Source organism: Pseudomonas sp. SWRI50 (genome assembly GCF_014269095.1).
GTDB lineage: Bacteria > Pseudomonadota > Gammaproteobacteria > Pseudomonadales > Pseudomonadaceae > Aquipseudomonas > Aquipseudomonas kermanshahensis.
On sequence record NZ_JABWRW010000030.1, the window covers coordinates 31,785 to 46,383 of the forward strand.

At 65.2% G+C, this 14,599-nt stretch carries 13 protein-coding genes; 8 read left to right on the plus strand and 5 right to left on the minus strand.

Annotated features, from left to right (window positions below; all coding sequences use genetic code 11):
- Window positions 1-14: 14 nt before the first annotated feature.
- Together HU750_RS23740 and dinG are read right to left on the minus strand one after the other, a co-directional pair.
- On the minus strand, window positions 15-2,252 hold the full coding sequence (locus HU750_RS23740) for a beta-galactosidase (protein WP_186682738.1): 2,238 nt from the start codon (window positions 2,250-2,252) through the stop codon (window positions 15-17).
- Window positions 2,253-2,333: 81 nt separating this feature from the next.
- Entirely contained in the window at window positions 2,334-4,478 is a 2,145-nt protein-coding gene (gene dinG / locus HU750_RS23745) for an ATP-dependent DNA helicase DinG (protein WP_027594226.1), read from the minus strand.
- 97 nt (window positions 4,479-4,575) lie between these two features.
- Here dinG and HU750_RS23750 point away from each other — a divergent pair, with 97 nt between their 5' ends.
- Complete coding sequence (locus HU750_RS23750; protein ID WP_186682740.1) at window positions 4,576-5,040, plus strand: CopD family protein; 465 nt, start codon at window positions 4,576-4,578, stop codon at window positions 5,038-5,040.
- A 34-nt stretch (window positions 5,041-5,074) separates the two neighbouring features.
- Here HU750_RS23750 and HU750_RS23755 read toward each other — a convergent pair whose 3' ends face one another.
- From HU750_RS23755 to HU750_RS23765, 3 genes are all read right to left on the minus strand, one after another.
- A complete protein-coding gene (locus HU750_RS23755; RefSeq protein WP_099430253.1) occupies window positions 5,075-5,833 on the minus strand; it encodes a hypothetical protein in 759 nt (252 codons plus the stop codon).
- A complete protein-coding gene (locus tag HU750_RS23760) occupies window positions 5,826-6,101 on the minus strand; it encodes a DUF1145 domain-containing protein (protein WP_027594223.1) in 276 nt (91 codons plus the stop codon). The genes HU750_RS23755 and HU750_RS23760 overlap by 8 nt, the downstream gene beginning before the upstream one ends.
- A gap of 181 nt (window positions 6,102-6,282) precedes the next feature.
- Window positions 6,283-6,975, minus strand: coding sequence for a PA1041 family peptidoglycan-binding anchor lipoprotein (locus tag HU750_RS23765; protein ID WP_027594222.1), 693 nt, complete (start codon window positions 6,973-6,975; stop codon window positions 6,283-6,285).
- A 159-nt stretch (window positions 6,976-7,134) separates the two neighbouring features.
- Between HU750_RS23765 and HU750_RS23770 the strand changes: the two genes are divergently transcribed.
- From HU750_RS23770 to HU750_RS23800, 7 genes are all read left to right on the plus strand, one after another.
- Complete coding sequence (locus HU750_RS23770; protein ID WP_027594221.1) at window positions 7,135-7,629, plus strand: DUF6231 family protein; 495 nt, start codon at window positions 7,135-7,137, stop codon at window positions 7,627-7,629.
- Between the two features lie 2 nt (window positions 7,630-7,631).
- Window positions 7,632-8,108 (plus strand): YchJ family protein, encoded by a 477-nt coding sequence (locus tag HU750_RS23775; protein WP_186682742.1) that lies wholly within the window; start codon window positions 7,632-7,634, stop codon window positions 8,106-8,108.
- A gap of 2 nt (window positions 8,109-8,110) precedes the next feature.
- Window positions 8,111-8,587, plus strand: a complete 477-nt coding sequence (locus tag HU750_RS23780; RefSeq protein ID WP_186682779.1) for an LEA/WHy family protein — start codon at window positions 8,111-8,113, stop codon at window positions 8,585-8,587.
- A 7-nt stretch (window positions 8,588-8,594) separates the two neighbouring features.
- On the plus strand, window positions 8,595-8,798 hold the full coding sequence (locus HU750_RS23785; protein WP_033694179.1) for an SEC-C metal-binding domain-containing protein: 204 nt from the start codon (window positions 8,595-8,597) through the stop codon (window positions 8,796-8,798).
- 429 nt (window positions 8,799-9,227) lie between these two features.
- Window positions 9,228-11,669: a penicillin acylase family protein gene (locus HU750_RS23790; RefSeq protein ID WP_186682744.1), complete on the plus strand. Its 2,442-nt coding sequence runs from the start codon at window positions 9,228-9,230 to the stop codon at window positions 11,667-11,669.
- 175 nt (window positions 11,670-11,844) lie between these two features.
- Complete coding sequence (locus HU750_RS23795; protein ID WP_186682746.1) at window positions 11,845-12,861, plus strand: ligase-associated DNA damage response exonuclease; 1,017 nt, start codon at window positions 11,845-11,847, stop codon at window positions 12,859-12,861.
- Window positions 12,858-14,516, plus strand: a complete 1,659-nt coding sequence (locus HU750_RS23800) for an ATP-dependent DNA ligase (RefSeq protein ID WP_186682747.1) — start codon at window positions 12,858-12,860, stop codon at window positions 14,514-14,516. Before HU750_RS23795 ends, HU750_RS23800 begins: the two co-directional genes overlap by 4 nt.
- Window positions 14,517-14,599: the final 83 nt, after the last annotated feature.

The window sequence follows — 14,599 nt, forward strand, 5'->3', positions numbered from 1 at the left end:
ACGGCCCCGATGGCTCACGGCTGCGGCTTGACCAACTGCGCGCGCAACTGACCAATGGCCTGCTGGTTGTTTTTACGCACCGCCTCGACGAACCCTGAGTAGGGCACATCGGTGATGGCCACCAGCCCCAGGTGCCCATTCTCACCATCGAGCAGCCGCCCACTGGCCGGTTGGTCCAGGTACTGGAACCAATGCGCACCGACGATCATCGGCTGCGCCAACGCGGCCTTGAGGAAGTTGCCATAGGCCGGCCCACGGTCTTCTTCACGCGCCACCTCCAACGGCCCCGGCCAGAACGGCCCACGGTCGCGGGAGCCGAACTGGAACTCGGACACCAGCACCGGCTTGTCCAGCTCGGCAAGGCGGGCGAAGTCGTAACCGTCCTCAGGCTTGAGGGTATAGAAGTTGAAACTCAGCACGTCGCAGAACTCCGCGCAGGCCTTGACCGCTTCTGGCGTGCTCACCGCATAGCGGCCGCCGAGCAGCAGGTGATTGGGCGCGTGCCACTTCAACGAATCGGCGATGGTCTTGAAATAGGTCTCGGCGAACACCTGCTGGAAGTACTGGTAATCCCGCTCGATTTCCGGGTGCTCCGGGTTGGGCAAGGGGGCCTCGAAACCGGGGTCTTCCATCAGCTCCCAGGCGGACAGTTCAATCCCCCACGCCTTGGACAGGCCCTCCTGGTTGCGGTATTTGTCCCGCAGTTGCTTGAGGAAGGCGCGCTTGGCGGGCACGTCGGTGGTCAGGCGCAGTGTGCCGTAGGCCAGCCCGTAGCGGGCCTTGGGGTCATTGCCCGGTGCGGCCCAGGCCAGCTCGTTGTCAGCGAAGTAGCCGATCAGCCACGGGTCATCACGGTGGTCCCGGGCGGCGATGGCGACCGCGCGCTCAGTGGCCATGGCGAACCGGGGGTCGAAGGGGTCGGGCATGCTGCCCCACCAGTCCATGCCCGTGCTGATGCTGGCATAGTCACCGACAATCGACAGCGGCAAGGTGTAGGGCATGCGCTTGGCCTGGCCCAACGCCGAATCGCTCCAGTTACCCAGGGTGTTGAAACCCCAGGCTTGCAGGCGATCGAGCGCGTGCGTCTGCCAGCGCGAGGCATCCAACACCAATGGCGGGCACTCTACTGCAGGCTGCCCCTCAACGCTGGGCGGGCAAGGTTTGCCATAGGTGCGCTGGATATTGGCGGCATAGAAGTCGAACCATCGCCCCTGCTTGAAGTTGCGCCCTTGCGAGGAGGCATTGCCGTCGTCGTTGTTACCCTTGCCATAGAACGCCGCCAGCGGATCATTATCACCGGGCAGCGCCTTGAACATGCCGTCACGGCCTTCGACGTAGGTGCGCCCGCCATCCGCGGCCACGGCGTTGACACCCAGCGAGTAGAACGGGTGGCCATCCGGCGTTACCAGGTACCAGCGCCCGTCACGCTTCTCGGTTCGGAAAAAGCCCTTGGCCTCGAACGCCGCCCCGTCCAGCAGCCCGCCATAGGTGTCCAGGGGCTGCTTGCCAAGCTCAGCCAGCCAGCCCTTGAGTTGCTGCTGTTCGCGCACATCGGCAGCCTTGAGCTGCTCGTCGCTGGCAATTTTCTCAGGCCATTGGCCACGCGTGGACTGGCCATAAGCATCGATCAGCTCGTGGTAGGCCGCTTTGTAGGCCTGGTCGTCATCCTGAATACCCACTTTCTCGATCAGCAGGCTCTGCGCCACCTTGGGGTTGGGGATCGTCAGGCTGACAGAGGCCACTTGCTTGAGGTCTACCGCGCCCGCGCTACTGGTCAGCAGCAGGCGCTGGCCGGCATACGTCCACGGCATTGGCGGGCCAGCGCGCATACCCTGGCTCAACGGCGAGGTGGCCGTGAGCGGCACCATCACTGTCTGGGCCGGCCCGGCTGGCAGGTCGATGCGGCTGGTCAGCGTGCGGCCATCAGTGCCCAGCACGGTGACATCCACAGTCAGCGCCCAATCCATGGCGCTTTGCAAGCGCAAGGTCAGGAACTGCCCGGCCGACCAGTCCCAGGCACCGCTCTGCGGGCTCAGGCGCAGGGTCGGCCGCTCGACCGGGTTGAACACCACACGCCGCAGCACCTCCCCCCCGGCCGTTTGCTCTGCGTTGTACTGCGGCATGCCGGCATCTTCGGTCACCACGTTGACCACCGAGGCCGGGCGCACGAAGCTGAACAGCGTCTGCTGCCCGGCCAGCAAGGGCGAGCTGAACAACAGGGCGAATACGACAGGCAGGGTACGGCGGACCATAGGGCTAGGGCTCTCCTTCAGGGCCCTCGTGAGCCCAAGACTGAGTGATGGACAACAAGCCGGAGCAGTGTGCTCCGGCCGTCAGGAAATCTCCCGCCGGAAGGGCGGCAGCGCATTGAGAATAGCCTTGCCGTAGCGCTGGGTGACCAAGCGCCGATCGAGCAAGGTGATGACGCCGCGATCCTGCTCGGTCCGCAGCAACCGGCCACAGGCCTGGATCAACCGCAACGAGGCATCCGGCACGGCAATTTCCATGAACGGGTTGCCGCCACGGGCTTCGATCCACTCGGCCAGGGCCGCCTCGACCGGGTCGTCGGGCACGGCGAAGGGGATCTTGGCGATCACCACATGCTCGCAATAGGCACCGGGCAAATCGACACCTTCGGCAAAGCTGGCCAGGCCGAACAACACGCTGTGCTGGCCATCATCGACCCGCGCCTTGTGCTTGTTCAGGGTCTCCTGCTTGGACAGGTTGCCCTGGATCAGCACCAGCTTGCGCCAGTCCCGGTCCAGGCCGTCGAACACATCCTGCATCTGCTTGCGCGACGAGAACAACACCAGCGCACCCCGGGCATCATCGAGCATGTTGGGTAATTCGCGGATGATGGCGGCGGTGTGCGCCGCCGCATCACGTGGGTCGGCGCCCAGGTCGGGCACCCGCAGCAGGCCGGCATCGCCATGCACGAATGGGCTGGGGACCACGCAGGTAACAGCATCACGCGGCAGGCCCGAACGCATGCGGTAGCGGTCGAACTTGCCCAGGGCGGTGAGCGTGGCCGAGGTCACCAGCGCGCCGTGGGCGACACTCCACAGGCTGCGACGGAGCATTTCGGCGGCGAGGATGGGGCTGGCGTTGACTTCGATGTCGAACAACGCCCCACTTTCGGCCAGGGTCAGCCAGCGCGCCATGGGCGGGCTGTCTTCGGGGTCTTCGGCGGTGAAGGCCGTCCACAGCTCCCAGTTGCCCTGAGCGCGGGTCACCAGGCTGCCGAACAGCGGGTACCATTCTTCGGCCTGGTGGCTGGCGATACCGATATTCACTTCACCGTCCATGCCTTCCTTCAGCAGGTCAGCCAGGCGGGTGAACAGGTCGTTGAGACGGGCGAAGCCCTTTTTCAATTCGATGCCCACCTCGCGGATCTGCTCCGGCACCACGCCACCTTCGAAGCGATAGCGCGGGCGTTCACGGCCCTCGGTATCTTCGCTGGGGCGGAAGTCCGCGACCTGTTCGCACAGGGTGAACATGAACTGCTGCTGGGTGCGGATCTCCCGTGCCAGCTCCGGCACCTGTTCGATCAGTTTGCCCAGGTCACCCGGCAACGGGTGCTGGGCCAGCAGCTTGGTGAGGTTCTTGGCGGTCTGCTCCAGCCAGTCAGCGGTGGAGCGCAGGCGCGAGTAATGCGCGAAGTGGCCAATGGCTTTGTCTGGCAGGTGGTGGCCTTCGTCGAACACGTACATGGTGTCGCGTGGGTCGGGCAACACCGCGCCGCCCCCCAGGGCCAGGTCAGCCAGGACCATGTCATGGTTGGTGACGATCACGTCGACCTTGCCCATGCCCTCGCGCGCTTTATAGAACACGCACTGCTGGAAGTTCGGGCAGTGGCGGCCGGTGCATTGGCTGTGATCGGTCGTCAGGCGCGCCCAGTCCTGGTCTTCCAGGGCTTCGGACCAGCTGTCGCGGTCGCCGTCCCAGCGGTTACCCGCCAGTTTCTCGATCATGCTGTTGAACAGTTTCTGGCTGCGCTCGTCGACTTCGATGTGGAAGCCTTCTTCCTCAAACAACTGCGCGGTGGCCGATTGTGCGTGGCCTTCTTGCAGCAGCACATCGAGCTTGGACAGGCACAGGTAGCGGCCGCGCCCCTTGGCCAGGGCGAAGCTGAAATTCAGCCCGCTGCTGCGCATCAGGTCGGGCAGGTCCTTGAAGACGATCTGCTCTTGCAGGGCGACGGTCGCGGTGGCGATGACCAGGCGCTTGCCGGCAGCCTTGGCGGCCGGGATCGCGGCCAGCGCATAGGCGACCGTCTTGCCGGTACCGGTACCCGCCTCGACGGCGACAACGGCAGGCTCGCCGGCACGGCGGCCTTCATCGTCGCAGGCGATGTCGCCGAGCACCTTGGCCACTTCGGCGATCATCAGGCGCTGGCCGTACCGCGGCTTGAGGCTCTTGGCTTCGAGAAAACGCGAGTAGGCGCCCTGGATGGTGGCTTTGAGTTCGTTGCTGATCATGGTCTGCAGGCGCCCGGAGGGCTGGATATATTTTCAGTGTTTCGCATGGGCGGCTATCATACCCCGCTATTGCCCTTTATGCCGCATGGAGATCCGGATGCTTGCCTTTGCCCTCCCCTACACACTGCATGTCCTGGCCGCGCTGGTCTGGGTCGGCGGCATGTTCTTCGCCTGGCTAGTGCTGCGCCCGGCAACGGTTGCAGCCCTCGACGGGCCTGCGCGCCTGCGGTTGTGGGTGGAAGTTTTCCGACGCTTCTTCAGATGGGTCTGGTTGGCGGTCGCGATTTTGGCGATCAGCGGTATCGGCATGTTGCACATGCGCTTCACAGGCTTCGAGACCGCGCCCAAGTACGTGCATGTGATGATCGGTGGCGGCATTGCCATGTTCGCCCTGTTCATGCGCATCCAGGCCTTACTGCTGCCCGAGCTGAAAACAGCCGTGCAGGCCGAGGACTGGGCGACGGGGGCCGCAGTACTGGGCAGGATTCGACGGATGGTCGGCATCAACCTGCTGCTGGGCATCGCGGTGGTGGCCGTGGCCAGCTCGCGGTGGGTGCTGTAGGCGACGCAACCCTGGGCCGCGCCGCCCGCGCGGGTCAAAGGCGCTGCAGGATCAACTCACCCGAGGCACCGGCCAGGCCTGGCTGGCCCGGTTGCCCCGGCCGCCCGCTGGCACCGGCATCGGTGCGATAGACCAAACACCCTTTACTCGCCCCGCCTTTGCCTGCCTTGCCCGCTGTGCCGGCTTGGCCCGGGGCACCGCCATCCAGGCGCACTACAATGCGCGATTGAGCAAAGCCCTGCGGCACACTCAGGCGAATTCGCCCACCCGCCGCACCGTCATGCCCGTTGCCGCCATCATCGCCATTGGCGCCGCGGCTGGCTTGGCCCCAGGTGCAGCCCCCGGCTTGGCCGTTGGCACCATCGAGGCCTGCATAACCCGGCGCGCCGGCACCGCCTCGGGCATCGATCGACAGTTGCTCGGCCTCTAACTCATCCAGCTTCAAGTCCAGGCTTCGCCCGGAACGGGCCGCACGCTGGTAGGTGCCTGGCGCACCCGGGGCACTGATCTGGCTGCCCTCACCCAGCCGGGCACTGCGTGCTTCAATGCGCAGCGGGTGGTCAGCGGGGGCAATGGCGATACGCGCCTCACGCCCCAGTTGCAGGTGATCGACCTTCAACTCGGTGAGCGTGGCAGGCAAAAGCAGCGTCGCCGAGTCGGCCACGCGCAGGGACTCAAGGTGCACGCTGGCCGACTTGTCGGGCAAGCGCAGCATGGAATTGGAAGCCACCTCAAGGCTTTCGGCCTGGGCCAAGGGCGCGGCCAACACCGCCAGCAACATCAGATTACGCATTGCGCGGCGCCTCCTGCGCACGAGGAATGGACATGACATGGAAGATCCCCGTCAGCAGGATCTGCAAGCGGTCGAACCAACGGTGGCTGCGCCCACGCAGGCTGGCGTTGAAGAACAACACCTCGAGCACATGCAGGCTCAGCAAGACAATGCCTGCCGCGTTGATCAGAAGATTGAATGGCAAGGGTTGCGGCATCAACAGATTGAACAGCGCCACGCCCCAGAAGATAACGGTCAGGACCTTGCCCAGGCCCAGGATGAACTTCATAGCCCCGCCCCTCTACATTTATTGTTATGTCGAAGCGGCCCGTTCGAGCGAGCCGTGCGACCAACAGTACCTGTAATGCCAAGGCGTGCGCCAGAGGCCCTGCAGTGACGCTTGTCGGATCGAACTGCCCAGCAGCCTGCGCCCGCGCCACTGCTCCAGGCGCGGACGCGGGTGCTGGCCGTCACCGCTGGATCTTGATCTCGGTGCGACGGTTCATGGCGCGCCCATCGGCCGTGGCGTTGTCAGCCACTGGCTGGGTTTCCCCGGCACCCACTATCGAGACGAAGCTGCTGCGCGGCACACCGCTCTCGACCAGGTAATCGGTCACCGAATGGGCACGGCGCTCGGACAGTTTCTGGTTATAGGTGTCAGAGCCCACGCTGTCGGTATGGCCGCTGACACTCAGGCGGGCACTCGGTGCTTCCTGTTTGAGGCGGGTGGCGATGGTGTTCAGCCGCTCTTTATCCTTGGCTGTCAGACGCGCAGAGTCGAACTCGAAGTGCACATCGCGGATGACGATGACCTCTTCCTTCTGCACCACGACTTCCTCGACCACCGCGACCGGTTCTGGCGGGCAGCCATTGGCATCGACCTGCACACCGCGTGGGGTGCCGGGGCACTTGTCACGGCTGTCCGGCACGCCGTCACCATCCTCGTCGCCATCGCCATGGGCCCAGCAATAGCCCGCCGCCAGGCCACCGCCCAACAACGCGCCCCAGCCAGCCCAGCTGGAACTCTCGATGGCACCCAAGGCGGCGCCGCCTACGCCCCCGACGGCAGCACACTTCGGCCAGTCGGTTTTTTGCAAACCTGCACAACCAGTCAACACACTGGTGAGCAGTACCAGGGGTATCGCTGTGCGTACTATGCTCATTTTCGTTGCTTCTCCTAGGGGAATCGGCATAAGGCCGATCTCTGGGAGTAAAGACCGCGCAATCCATCCCTGCCAGCAATAAGCCACGACGCGGTCACATGCCGCTTTGCCCAGGCGCTGCGGCCCGTTAGTCTTGGATGACTTGAACGAGGATTGGCAATGACCGACGGTTTTTCCCAGCGCACGCCCCAGCAGGCCTTGGCGGCCCTGCTCGAGCGTTTTACCCCTCAACGCCTGTTGCTTGTAGGCACGCGCTTCCCCGCACTGGACGCCTTTGCCGAGGCACACCCGCAGGTGGCCATCGCAACGACTGCACCCGGCCCGTTGCCGGCAGACCTTGCCGGTCAACGCTTCGACTTGGCGGTGCTGGTGGACTGCCTGGAGCACCTGCCCAAGCGTACCGGCCTGGAACTGCTGGGCGGCATTCGTAACCTTAATGCCAGCCGGGTTGCGGTGCTGGCCGACCTCTCGGCCTGCGGTTGGCAAGACACTGACTTTTTCGCCCTGGCCTTGTCTGCCAGCGAAAAATTCCGTCGTGAAGGGCAGGTGTTGAGCCTCTTCACCTATGATCTACATGACTACAAGCAAGTCCCGGACTGGCTCAATGCGCGATTCTGGGCCAACCCTGAAAATTTTGGAAAGTACTGGTGGTGATGATGAGTGTCTCGGTCTGCCCTTGCGGCAGTGGCAACCTGCTCGACGCCTGCTGCGGGCACTACCATGCCGGAACCCCGGCACCGGATGCCCAGACGCTGATGCGCTCGCGCTACAGCGCTTACGTGCTGGGCCTGATCGACTACCTGGTGAGCACCACCCTGCCGGCCCAGCAAGCGGTGCTGGACCGCGGCGCCATGGCCAGTTGGAGCGCCCAAAGCACCTGGTTGGGGCTGGAGGTGGAAAGCGCCGAGGTGCTGGGTGGCCAACCCGAGCACGGTTTTGTCACCTTCACCGCGCGCTGGCACGATGAGGACGGCGATCACCAGCACCGCGAGCGCTCGGCGTTCGTCCAGCATGAGGGGCGCTGGTACTTCATCGACCCCACGGTTGGGCTGAAGGCCGGGCGCAACGACCCTTGCCCTTGCGCCAGCGGTCAGAAGTTCAAGAAATGCTGTGCCAGTTACGTGGCCAGCTGAGCATGATCGCCCAGGCCCGCGTACTGCTGCTCGGCGCCCTGCTGGCACTGCTAGCGGGCTGCGTCAGCTGGGGCGGCGACGACTGGCGCGAACCTGAGGTGCACCTGGTCAGGGTCGAAACGGTCAAGGCCAGGCTACTTGAGCAGGAGTTCGTGCTGCACCTGCGCGTCGACAACCCGAATGACAGCCGCTTGTTCATCCGCAGCCTGGCGTATTCGATACGGCTCAACGACCTGTTGCTGGTGCAGGATGAGACCAGTGTGTGGCGCAGCGTCGGCGGCCATGCCCGGCGCACCTTCAAGATCACCGCGCGGACCAACCTGTGGCAGCACCTGAAGCCGCTGGCCAAGCTGCTTAAAAGCGAGCAACCACTGCATTACACCTTGCAGGGCGAGCTGGCCACCGGGTTGCTGTTCCACCGGGACCTGCACTTGTCGCGCAGTGGTGAGATAATCCCCGGTGATTTCATACCGGAGTAACTTTGCAATGACCCAGCAACCTCATGTTCATGGCCCTGACTGCAACCACGATCATGATCACCACCACGATCACGACCATGGCCATGTGCACGGCCCGCACTGCAACCACGGCCATCAGGAACCTGTTCGTAACGCCCTGAAGGACGTTGGCCGCAACGATCCTTGCCCTTGCGGCAGCGAGAAGAAGTTCAAGAAGTGCCACGGCGCTTGATCGGCACGTTGTGCTGAGGGCCTGGGTGTAGGGCTTGAGTGATGTGATGCTCTCAAGATCGAGCGCCGCCCGCGCGGCGCATCGCGAGCAACGCTCGCTCCTACGTTTGTTTCGGGCCAGTAAAGCCTGTGATAGAGGCGCGCGACCGCCTTGTTTGTTCGACTCGATATCGTGTCAGGCGCCAAGGGGCCGCGCGCCAATGCCACAGGAAAAACTGGCCCGAAACAAACGTAGGAGCGAGCGTTGCTCGCGATGCGCCGCGCGGGCGGCGCTCGATCTCGAGAACACCACTTCACTAAAGCCCTACACCTGCACGCCCCTCCCACATACCATTCGTAAATAAACCGCCTCAGCACCTTGCACCGCGCCTGCGTGCTCACTACCTTAGCGCCTTCCAAACCCCCGCCACGCCTTGCAGGAGCCCTTGTCATGGCCGCCCCCGCCTTTCCTCCCTTCCGCCCGCGGTTCACGACCGCTGCCACGCTGCTCGGCATGCTCGGACTCGCCGGTTGCCAGATGGGCGGCTACCAGGACAGCGTGCCACCGACCACCGGCGTACAGCCGCTCAAAGGCCTGGCACAAAACGTCTCGGTCCGGCGCAATGCCATGGGCGCACCGTTGATCGAGAGCGGCAACTTCCATGACGCGCTGTTCAGCCTCGGTTACGTACACGCCGGGGATCGCATCGAGCAGATGGTCGCCATGCGCCTGCTCGCCCAAGGCCGCCTCGCCGAACTTGCCGGCAGCGATGCCCTCGACATCGACCGCCTGATGCGCGCCGCCAACCTCAAGCAAAGCGCCGCCCAGCAATACGCCGACGCCTCGCCACGGCTCAAGCGCTTCTTCGAGGTCTACGCCCGCGGCGTCAACGCCTACCTGTTCCGCTACCGCGACAAGCTGCCCGCCAGCCTGGCCAGCAGCGGCCATCGCCCTGAGTACTGGAAGCCAGAAGACTCGGCGCTGATCTTCAGCCTGTACGCCTTCAGCCAATCGGTGAACCTGCAAGAAGAACTCAGCGCCCTGACCCTGGCGCAGAAGGTCGGCAGCGACAAGCTGGCCTGGCTGCTGCCCGGCGCACCGGACGAACCGTTGGCCGACAGCGAAGTGGAAAAGCTCAAGGGCCTCAACCTCGCCAGCCAGCTACCCGGCTTGCCCGCCCTGGCGGCAGCCAGCCAAAAGCTCGCCGACCTCGACCTGCTCGGCAGCCCAGGCTCGGCCAACCTGGCCTTGGCAGGCCAACGCAGCCGCAGCGGCAAGAGCCTGCTGGCCAGCGACAGCCAGGCCGCCTGGGCGCTAAGCCCGGTGCAGATCCACACTGGCAAGTACCAGGTCGCCGGCCTGTCGCTGCCGGGCCTGCCGATTGTGCTGGCCGGCTACAACGGCAAGATCGCCTGGAGCAGCAGCGCCGTGATGGCCGACAACCAGGACCTGTACCTGGAGCAACTGCGCCGCCAAGGCAACCAGCTGAGCTACCTGGCCGACGGCAAATGGCTGCCAGCACGGGCACGCAGCGAAACCTTCTTCGTGCGTGGCCAACGCCCGCTGCGCGAGGTCATGTACGACACGCGCCACGGCACCCTCCTTGCCCAGCCGGCAAGCGCCAGCCTGGGCCTGGCCCTGAACCTGCCTCAATTCAAGGGCGACCGCAGCCTCGACGCGCTGTTCGACCTGACCCGCGCCAAGACCGTCGAACGGGCATTCGACAGCACCCGCGAAGTCGCCGCCGCGGCGCTCAACTTCGTCTTCGCCGAGCCAGAGCACATCGGCTGGCAAGTCAGCGGGCGCTACCCAAACCGCCGCGAAGGCCAGGGCCTGCTGCCTTCGCCCGGCTGGGACGGCCGTTACGACTGGGACGGTTACGCTGACCCGATGCTGCACCCTTACGATCAGGACCCGCCGGCTGGCTGGATCGGCCACGCCAACCAGCGCAGCCTGCCGCGCGGCTACGGCATGCAGTTATCCAACACCTGGTACTACCCCGAGCGCGCCGAGCGCCTGGCTCAGTTGGCAGGCAACGGCCGTCACGACAGCCGCAGCCTGATGGCCCTGCAAAACGATCAAGTCACCCTGCTGGCCGACAAGCTCAAGCAGATGTTCGACGCACCGGGTATGGCTCAACCGCTCAAGCAAGCCATCGATGCCCTGCCACCTGCACAGCGTGATAAGGCTCGCGACGCCTTGGCCCGGCTCAAGGCATTCGATGGCCGGCTGAGCCCGGTGTCGGCAGATGCCGCGCTGTACGAGCTGTTCCTTCAGGCCTTCGCCCGCGAAACCTTCCTCGACGACCTCGGGCCAGAATCCAGCCCTGCCTGGCAGGCCTTCGTCAGCAATGCGCGGCTCTCCTACTCGGCACAGGCCGATCACCTGCTGGGCCGCGAGGACAGCCCGTTCTGGGATGACCGCAGCACCCCGCAGAAAGAAGACAAACCGGTGATTCTCGCCCGCAGCCTGGCCGCTGCGGTGGATGCCGGCACTGCGCAACTCGGCGCCGACCGCCGCGCTTGGCAGTGGGGCAAGCTGCACCAGTACCGCTGGCCGGCACCGGCCTACCATGGCCTGGGTGATGCCCTCAGCCGTTCACCGCTGGCTGCCGGCGGCGACTTTAGTACCCTGGCCCTCACCCCCTACGCCTGGGGCAGGGACTTCGACACCCGCCTGCCAGCGTCGGCACGCATGGTCGTCGATTTCGGCCAGGCCGAACCGTTGCAGGTGCTGACCAGCAGCGGCCAGTCCGGCAACGCGGCAAGCCCGCACTACAGCGACGGGTTGGATGCCTGGTTCAAGGGGCGTTTCATGAGCCTGCCGCTGCAACCGCAGAACTTTGGGCGGGCCTATGGCAACCCGCGGCTGACCTTGGTGCCGGGTCGGTAAAGGGGATGGTGTGATGGTCTGGGTGTATGGCGCAGGCCTTGTAGCGCCTGTGAGATCGAGCGCCGCCCGCGCGGCGCTCGATTTCACAGGCGCCACACCCCCCACGACGAACTCACTCGAACTTCCCATCGCCCACCGCGCTCCTAACTGGTAACCCACCACCGGCGCCCGTGCCATGGACCTCGTTATCGCCCGCCCCGAAGGCCTGTACTGCCCGCCCGGTGATTTCTACATCGACCCCTGGCGGCCGGTGGACCGTGCCATCATCACCCACGGCCACGGCGACCACGCCCGCACCGGCAATAATCACTACCTGACCGCCGCGCCCGGCGCGGGCATCCTGCGCAGCCGACTGGGCCAGGACATCAACCTGCAAACCTTGGCCTACGGCGAGCGCATCCTCCACCACGGTGTCACCCTAAGCTTGCACCCCGCCGGCCATGTGCTGGGCTCGGCGCAAGTACGCCTGGAATACCAAGGCCAGGTTTGGGTCGCTTCGGGCGACTACAAAGTCGAACCCGACGGCACATGCGCCCCGTTCGAGCCAGTGCGTTGCCACACCTTCATCACCGAGTCGACCTTCGGCCTGCCTATCTACCGCTGGCCCCGCCAGCCTCAGGTGTTCGCCGGTATCAACGCCTGGTGGCGCGCCAATTGCGCACAGGGCAAGGCCAGCGTGTTGTTCTGCTACGCCTTCGGCAAAGCGCAGCGCATTCTCCACGGGCTGGACGCGACTATCGGGCCGATTCTGGTACACGGCGCGGTCGAGCCGTTGAACCGGGTGTACCGCGAAGCTGGCGTGCACCTGCCGGAAACCCGCTATGCCGGCGACATCCCGCGCAACGACCCATTAATGCGCCAAGCCTTGGTCCTGGCCCCGCCCTCTGCCGGGGGCAGTAGCTGGATGCGGCGCTTCGGCGATTACAGCGATGCCTTCGCCAGCGGCTGGATGCTGTTGCGCGGCACACGCCGGCGGCGTGGCGTCGACCGCGGCTTCGTGCTGTCGGACCACGCCGACTGGCCGGGCCTGCTGTGGGCCATTGGCCAGACCGGCGCTGAGCGCGTGATGGTCACCCATGGCTCGGTTAACGTGCTGGTGCGCTACTTGAACGAACAGGGCCTGGATGCTCGCGCCTTCGCCACCGAATACGGCGACGAAGACGAGCCCGCGACCTCGGAGCCCGAGGCATGAAAGCCTTCGCCGCACTGTACCTGCGCCTGGACGCGACCACCTCCAGCAACGCCAAGCTCGACGCCTTGCGCGACTACTTTGCCCAGGCGCCTGCCGAGGATGCGGCCTGGGCCGTGTACTTCCTCGCCGGCGGCCGCCCGCGGCAACTGGTGCCAACCCGTGTGCTGCGCGAACTGGCGACTGAGCTGGCAGAACTGCCTGAATGGCTGTTCGAAGAGAGCTATCAAGCCGTGGGCGACCTGGCCGAAACGATCTCGTTGCTGCTGCCCGAAAACAGCCATGGCAGCGACGAGGGGTTGGCCCACTGGGTCGAGACACACCTGCTGCCCCTTCGCGGCCTGCCGCCCGACGTGATCCGCCAGCGCCTCCCCCCACTCTGGGCGCAGCTCGACCGGCCAAGCCTGATGCTGTGCCTGAAGCTGATCACCGGCAGCTTTCGCGTCGGCGTGTCCAAGCTATTGGTCACCCGCGCCCTGGCGCAACTGGCCGGCCTGGACGCCAAGCGCGTGGCCCAGCGCCTGGTCGGCTACACCGACATCAGCCACCGCCCTACCGCCGCCGGCTACCAGCAGTTGATCGCTGCCGAGTCGGCGGATGAACACCGCCAGCGTGGCGGTCAGCCCTATCCTTTTTTTCTGGCCCACCCGCTGCAGGCGCCCGTCGAGCAGTTTGACGCGCAACTCGGCCCGCCGAGCGACTGGCAGATCGAATGGAAGTGGGATGGCATCCGCGCACAGGTGGTCAAGCGCGACGGCCAGCTGTGGGTCTGGTCGCGTGGCGAAGAGCTCGTCACCGATCGCTTCCCCGAGCTGCACAGCCTGGCGCAAACACTGCCGGACGGCGTCGTGCTCGATGGCGAGATCCTGGTGTGGAAACCAGGGGCAACGGACGATGCCCTGGCCGTGCAACCCTTCGCACTGTTGCAGCAACGCCTGGGCCGCAAGACCCTGGGCAAGAAGCTGCTGGCCGACGCGCCCGTGGTGCTGCAGGCCTATGACCTGTTGGAATGGCAGGGCGAGGATTGGCGCAACCAGGCGCAGCACGTACGTCGTCAACAGTTGCAACACCTGGTGGCAGATTACCCGCTAGCGCCTGTGCTGCTGTCGCCCTTGCTCGAAGGGCAAACCTGGGCCGAGCTGGCCGAACAGCGCGAGCAGTCGCGCAGCCTGGGCGTGGAAGGCCTGATGCTCAAGCAGCGCGAGGCCTTGTATGGCGTGGGTCGCACCAAAGACATGGGCACCTGGTGGAAGTGGAAAATCGACCCGTTCAGCGTCGATGCCGTGTTGATCTACGCCCAGCGTGGCCACGGCCGCCGCGCCAGCCTCTACAGCGACTACACCTTCGCCGTCTGGGACGCGCCCCCCGGCACGGCCGGGCGAGCATTGGTGCCCTTCGCCAAGGCGTACTCAGGGCTGAGCGACGAAGAGATGCGCAAGGTTGACGCGATCATCCGCAAAACCACAGTGGAAACGTTCGGCCCGGTGCGCAGCGTGACCCCGACCTTGGTGTTCGAACTGGGTTTCGAAGGCATTGCCCTGTCCAAACGCCATAAAAGCGGCATCGCCGTGCGCTTTCCACGCATGCTGCGCTGGCGCCTGGACAAACCGGTCGAAGAAGCCGACGACCTCGCGACACTGCAGGCGCTGCTGATCTGACAGTGCCTAATTCGCACAGGCGCAGACGCAAAAATTATGCTTCTATCTTTGTGCCGACCCGTGTCGCAGACCGTATTCGCCAC